The 828-nt window shown below is 59.3% G+C and carries 1 protein-coding gene; it reads right to left on the bottom strand.

All coding sequences use genetic code 11. The annotated features are described in order from the left end of the window. Window positions 1–828, bottom strand: an 828-nt coding sequence (gene tnpC / locus ACEWE8_RS26075; RefSeq protein ID WP_395589449.1) for an IS66 family transposase, incomplete at both ends; no start/stop codon positions are given.

The following is an 828-nucleotide window of genomic DNA, read 5'->3' as shown; positions in this document are numbered from 1 at the left end:
CGCCCGATGACAAATGGCTTGATCGCACGCTCCGCAAGGTTGTTGTCGATCGGCAAATGGCCGGCCTCGACATAGCGTTCCAAGCGACTCCGGTTGTTCGCCAGATAGTGCACGGCCTTGCCCAGCACACTTTGCGGTGTGACCTGGGAGTACGTCTTGTCCAGCCAGCTTTTCAATTGGCCGAGGATCGGCAGGCTTCTTTCTTGGCGACCGATGAACCGCTGTTCGTCGCTGACCTCCTTGAGGTCGCGCTCGATGCCGTACAGCTTGTTGATCATCGCCAGGGCCACATCGGCGCGGCCCGTCTTACCCTTGGGCTGCACTTTCTGCGCATCGACGAACTTGCGTCGAGCATGAGCCATGCACGCCAGCCGCTCGATACCGGGCTGCAACGCCAACGCGTTGTAACCGGCGTAATCATCGGTCATCACATAGCCGCGATACCCTTCCAGCAGGCGTAACGGTACTTCCTGCGCCCGGCTGGTGGTGTAGTCAAACAGCACAACTTGTCGATCAGGCGGGCCGCTGGCCTGCACCCACATCCAAGATTGGCTGGTCGGGTCGCGGTCTGGCTCTTTCAAGACCTGTACGCGCGTTTCGTCGCAGTGAATCACCGGACTTTCCAGCAGCCGGTCACGCATCAGGTTTAACAGTGGCTGGAAGTGTTCGCTGCACTGGATCACCCAACGCGCCAGAGTTTGTCGTGGAATGTGGATGCCGTGTCGGGACAGTACGCTTTCAAAACGGTGCAGCGGCAAGCCATCGACGTACTTGGTCGTCAGCAGCATGGCCAGCACGCTGGGGCTGGCCATGCTCTTTTCGATCAAT

The sequence above is a fragment of the Pseudomonas sp. TR47 genome (assembly GCF_044143025.1).
Classification (GTDB): Bacteria; Pseudomonadota; Gammaproteobacteria; order Pseudomonadales; family Pseudomonadaceae; genus Aquipseudomonas; species Aquipseudomonas putida_E.
Note: the sequence above shows the minus strand (reverse complement) of the source record. Positions and strands in the feature narration are given on the sequence as shown.